The sequence below is a fragment of the Mesorhizobium sp. M7A.F.Ca.ET.027.03.2.1 genome, assembly GCF_003999175.1.
In the GTDB taxonomy this organism is placed as follows: Bacteria; Pseudomonadota; Alphaproteobacteria; order Rhizobiales; family Rhizobiaceae; genus Mesorhizobium.
This window is the reverse complement of the sequence record NZ_RZOM01000355.1, coordinates 1-5,418: the sequence shown is the minus strand read 5'-3', so window position 1 is coordinate 5,418 and position 5,418 is coordinate 1. Positions and strand designations below refer to the sequence as shown.

The following is a 5,418-nucleotide window of genomic DNA, read 5'->3' as shown; positions in this document are numbered from 1 at the left end:
GTGATGTAGACCTTGTGACGATCGAGCGCCTTGCGCACCGCGGCGCGCTTGGAATTCTGACCTGTGACGGGACTGAACATGACACTGCCCTCGGTCGCCCCAGACACACAACGCGGCCGCTGCCGGCAGCCTGACGACTGGGGTCAAGGATGGCGGAGACGCGCCGTCCTGTCAATTTCGCGGACAGCGCAGGATGCGGCCCGGTCAAATTTGCCAATCTTTTGAAGATGTTTGAGCCTCGGCCTGAATCAAGACGTGAAGCGCGCCGCCAAACAATCGCCCGTCGCTGCCGCCCTGCTACGCGGCCGGCATGCCCGAATGAGCAGATTTTTGAACTTCCGTGCCGATGAGATCGAGTGTCACCGCCGCAACGTCGGCAACCTGGAGCCGCTGGACGCAATAGACCCCACCGGCGTTGTTTTCTTTACACACACCTGGAGCGATGCATGGGCAAGGCATGGGCGGCTGGAGCGTCCGGTTGGGAACACCGAACGGGCCCCATTGCTCAGGCGACGTCAGTCCGTACAGCCCCACCGCTGGAGTTCCGACAGATGCCGCGATGTGCATCGGGCCGCTCTCATTGCCAAGAAAGATCGACGCTTCGGCCAACAATGCCGTCAGGACCTCAAGCGAGGCTTTTCCGACGACACTTGCGACCGGCGATGCTGCCACTTCAAGGATCCTTTGCGCGGCAAGCCCTTCATCCGGCCCGCCAACAAGGAGGGATCGCAGCCCGGTTTTGGCGTATACTTCGTCGATGACCGCAGCAAAATGTTGCGGCGGCCAACAACGGCCTTCGAACCTCGCGCCGGCATGCACGGCCACGTAAGACTTCTTCGCCAAAGCGTTTTCCGCAAGAAGCCTGGCACACTCTTCCTGGGCAGTACTGGTCGGCTGCAGCCGAGGTGTTGGGTCCTCACAATCCAGCCCAAGGGCGCGGAGTGGAGACAGGTTCCTGTAGAGATAATGCGGTCCGCCATGTCCGAAGGTCGCGGCGAGAACGTTTGCAAGCTGGATTTCCCAGAACTTCATCGGATGCTCGGAAGGATCGAAGCCGACGCGAAGTGGAGCGCCGATCAAACGATGCATGATCCGCGAGGTTTTTGAATCGGTAAGGTCGATGCTAAGATCAAATCTTCGATGCCGCAAATCAGAGATGACGCCACGATAGTCGCTCAAACGCTTGCGCAGAGTCCTTCCTCTGCCACGGGATTCAAAGCCAACGGCAACATCGGCGATCCCTTGCGCGACGATGAACTCCTTGAGACCCGGCGCACAAAGCATGGTCACCGATGCTTGTGGATAAGAAAGACGTAGATTGCGAACCAAAGCAGATGTCAGAACGACATCTCCAATGTACTTCGTTTGGATAATGAGGATGGAACGAATCCCATCTCCTAAACTTGCATCCATCGAGATGATCTGCCGAAAACGCTAACTTAAAAAAATCTGCCGAGGACACTCATTTCTGAACGTCAAGCCGCGCTTTCAGATATAGAGTTAACCGACCCTGTCAACAAGCTTGCCTGCCGGCCTTGGTGCTCTGCATCGCAGGACCGGCAAACGCTCGTCCTCAGTCCTTCAATCGCCGCAAGCGGCGCGTCAGGCCCTGGACGGCCTTGAGCAGCCGGGGACGCGACCGCGTCATGCCTTCGACCTGGCTGCGCAGCAAAATGGCTGCGTTCGCAGCCCTGCCCCGCACCGTCACCGGTTCGCAAATCTCGGCCAGTAAAGAGCTCGAGGCGCCGATATGTTGCTTGTAGCCCTGGCCGCCGACCGACAGGTCGAAATAGTCGAAGCCCCGCTCGCATCCCCACATCATCAGCTTGCCCATCGTCGTCAGGCCGGGTGAGACATTGGCGACCGCATTCTGGTCGATGCCGAGCAGGAGGGCGTGAAGTGTGCCTTTTCTGACCAGCACATAGATGGAGGCGAGCCAGGCTTCACCGACGCGTAGTCCGAAGAGCCGCACCGATCCATTGGACAGGCCTCGCAGCGCCGCGGCGCGGTAGAAATCGACGACCGGCGCCTCAGTCAGGAGGTCGAAACGCCCGAGCTCACGGAAACGCTTGAGCCGCAGTTCCAACAGCGCATCCAGGAGCTCCTCGGCCAGATCAGGCGTGTCGGCCTCGATCAGAGCGAGGCCACCAAGCTGTTCGAAGCCGCGACAATGCTTGCGGAAGGCCTTGGCGAAGGACGGCTTGCAGATCCGCTTGATGAGCGTCTCCGGATCACCATGCAGGACGAGGCCGGAGCTGACCTGGATGGAGTCCCGCGCCACCGAAAGCAATGCCAGCGGATTGGCCACGCCGTGGACCTGCTGCGGAATTCCCGCGATATGGATGCGATCCGCCGGTGGCAGCACGGCACGGACCGCCGCCCACATGGCGTCGGCACTCTGCCTGGTCCACGCTCTCCCATCCGCCAGCAGCGGCACTGAGTAGTCGCACACGCGACAGCTCAGCCATTCGATCACGTGGTGGCCGAGAGCCCGCCGCCGCATCAGCGGCAGCAGCATGGCCGGCGCGCCGGTCACGGCGTCACTCACCTCGACGAGGACCAGATCCGCTTCTTTGGGCATCAGCCGTGCGGCGATTCCTTCGACCCAGGCATAATGCTGGTGGGCAGTGCAGACGCCGTGAGCTTCAAGGAGCAGCCATAGCAGCCTTACGGTGTCGAAGCTGGTGTGCAGCCGAGCCGTGAAGTGCGCGGTTGCATCAACGTTGGCGACAGCAGGGGAAACCGGCCCACCGGGCAAATCCTTTATCGGAGTCGTTCCCGCCGCGTAGCTTGCCACATGCTTCTCCCGTCATTCTGATCCCCCGCGCAGGCGCCGCAAACCCCGCATCAGTCCCTGGAGCCTCTTCAGCAGCCGAGGTTTGGAGCGCACGAACACCTCGGCCCGGTTGCGGATCTCGATGGCTGCGCTCACGGCGCTGCCTCGCACCGTAATCCCGTGGCAAAGCTCGCGCAGACCCGAACCCAAGGCACCCATATGTTCCTTATAACTCTGGTTGCCTACCGACAGGTCGAAATAATTGAAATCGCGCCCGCGCGCCCAGCTCATCAACTTGCCCATGATCAGAAGTCCCGGCGAGACATTGGGCACCGCGCCCTGATCGATTGAGATCAGCAGAGCATGAACGGTGACTTGATGGATCAGCAGGTATTGGACCGCGATAAGAGCTTCACCCACACGCAACCCGAAGAGCCGCACCGACCCATCCGACAGGCCCTCGAGAGCAGCGTTTCGATAGAAATCGACAACCGCCGCCTGCGTCAGCAGGTCGAAGCGGCCCAGTTCGCGAAAGCGGCTGAGCCGCATCCGGACCAGGCCGGCGAAGATGACCTCCACCAGGGCCGGCGTGTTGGCTTCGACCAGTTCCACGCCGCCAAGCCGTTCGAGGCGACGCCAGTCCTTGTTGAAAGCCTTGACGAAGGATGGCCGGCATAGTCGCTTGAGGACGGTCTCCGGATCGCCGTCGATGGTGAGGCCGAAGCTGGTATGCAGGGAATCGCGCGTGGCCGCCAACAAGGCCAGCGGATTGGCGACACCGCTGATCGATTGCGGAATTCCCCTGATCTGGATACGGTCCGCCGGCGGCAGCACGGAACGCACCGCGGCCCACGCGGCCTGCGCCGACTGCGTCGTCCACGGGCTCGCATCGGCCAGCAACGGTGCCGCATAGTCGCAAACGCCACAGCTCAGCCACTCGATCACCCGATGGCGGAAAGCCGGTCGCCGTATCAACGGCACCAGCATTCGCGGCACGCCCGTCACGGCGTCGTTTACCTCCACGATGAGCAGTTCGGCACCTTCCGGCATCAGCCGCGCTACGATCCCCTCGGCCCAGGCATAATTCTGGTGGGCGGTGCACACACCGTCCGCCTGGAGGCGCAGCCAGAGCGGCCTCACCGCTTCCAGGCTGGTGTGGAGCCGCGCCGTGTATGCATCGTTGGCGACGACGGTGGCCGGATGGGAGGACTGGCCATCGGGCGAGCCGGTCGCCGCAGCAATTTGCACCGCCTGGACTGCCATATTTTTTCCTATCGCTTTGCCGTGGCGAACGACAGCGTGCGCCGCCACGCGCCCAACCGGCTGTCGCGCGCCTCGTCGGGATGCTCGATATTCCACATGCGGTGATGCGCGAAATACCATGATGCCACGAGCACGAACATCTCCGAGACGGCGGAACCCAACAACGCCCACGGCGGAGACGCGATTGCCAGCAGGGCCGCGATCAGTGCCAGCCCGACGACCGCGCCGCCCGTCGTGGTGAACGCGACGATCCGAAAATCGCCGAGTATCTCAAGCACGATACGGGGCATGATATAGAGCATGATCGGGACAAAATTCGCGATCACGAAAAGTCCGATGAACCAGGTCGAAGCGTCCTGGAGAGCCTGGGATTTTATCATCGGCAGGACGAACATGATGGCGCATCCATATGCAAGGCCGCCAAACCCCATGACGAGCGCCCAGATCTTGGCCTGCGTCCAGACACGGCCTGTTTCATTGTTCCGCATCAGCCTGGCGAGATCCGGCTGCGTCATGTTGACGAAAGCAAGGCTGATGATGCGCAGCGGGGCAAACAGCACCAGAACCGCCGCCAGCGGTGCGTAGGCGGCAGGACCGGCAATGCCGGCGACCAGCAGCGCCAGACATTGACCCTGGATGTTGGTGGTGGTCGCGCTGAATGCCGACCAGCGCAGCTGGGGCCACAGTCTGACATAGCGTCGCCGCGTCGGCATGCGGAAGCTGATGCGAAGCGAGCGCCGCGCCAGCCGGACCAGGACGAAAATGCCGAATACATTTGCCGCGGCTAGTGCATAGAACACGGTCTGCAGCGGGTCTTGGACCAACCAGATCGACAGCCCGGTCAGGACACAGCCGGCGACTGTAAACGCGCCATCGCTGATGGAGACGACAACCTGCTGGCGCCGTGCGAAGAAAGCCGTGCGCATATGGCTGCGCAACGACCAGGCACCGACGAAGCAGCCGGCGGCAATTCCGCTTGGATCGCCAAGGACATGCATCAGGACTGCCGTGCCGACGGCCATCAGCAACGCCACGATCAGCGCCGCCGTTCCGAACGCCACGTCATAGGTATCGACGCCGGCGCTGTTGGTGCTCTTGCTCATCCAGATGCTGGCGGGAACGGCGGTGAGTGACCTGATATAGGACAGGCCGACACCGCCCATCACCATGCCGATGGCGAAGAGGCCGTAGCCCTGCGCCGACAGCATGTGCAACAGCATGATGTTGAGGGCAAAATGAAAGCCGCTCTGCATCGCCTCGCCGCCGATCATCAGCACGAGGCGTCGAACCAGATGGCTCGGAAACGCTAACTTCACGGCCGCGTCTCCGCTTCGCGGGCAGCAGGCACCCTGCCCGGCCGCGCGATGGTCGTCTTCAGC

At 62.1% G+C, this 5,418-nt stretch carries 4 protein-coding genes; all 4 read right to left on the bottom strand.

Annotated elements, in window-relative coordinates:
• Window positions 1-297 precede the first annotated feature (297 nt).
• Complete coding sequence (locus EN750_RS16855) at window positions 298-1,413, bottom strand: glycosyltransferase family 9 protein (protein ID WP_127397082.1); 1,116 nt, start codon at window positions 1,411-1,413, stop codon at window positions 298-300.
• Window positions 1,414-1,573: 160 nt separating this feature from the next.
• Window positions 1,574-2,797: a GNAT family N-acetyltransferase gene (locus EN750_RS16850; protein ID WP_127397081.1), complete on the bottom strand. Its 1,224-nt coding sequence runs from the start codon at window positions 2,795-2,797 to the stop codon at window positions 1,574-1,576.
• 12 nt (window positions 2,798-2,809) lie between these two features.
• Entirely contained in the window at window positions 2,810-4,039 is a 1,230-nt protein-coding gene (locus EN750_RS16845; protein ID WP_127397080.1) for a GNAT family N-acetyltransferase, read from the bottom strand.
• Between the two features lie 8 nt (window positions 4,040-4,047).
• Window positions 4,048-5,418, bottom strand: a 1,371-nt coding sequence (locus tag EN750_RS16840) for a hypothetical protein (RefSeq protein ID WP_245482727.1), incomplete at its 5' end; no start/stop codon positions are given.

What these genes read in the sequence shown, in the direction of transcription:
- EN750_RS16855 (WP_127397082.1), bottom strand. Translation starts at nt 1,413, where the DNA reads ATGGATGCAAGTTTAGGAGATGGGATTCGTTCCATCCTCATTATCCAA.
- EN750_RS16845 (WP_127397080.1), bottom strand. Translation starts at nt 4,039, where the DNA reads ATGGCAGTCCAGGCGGTGCAAATTGCTGCGGCGACCGGCTCGCCCGAT.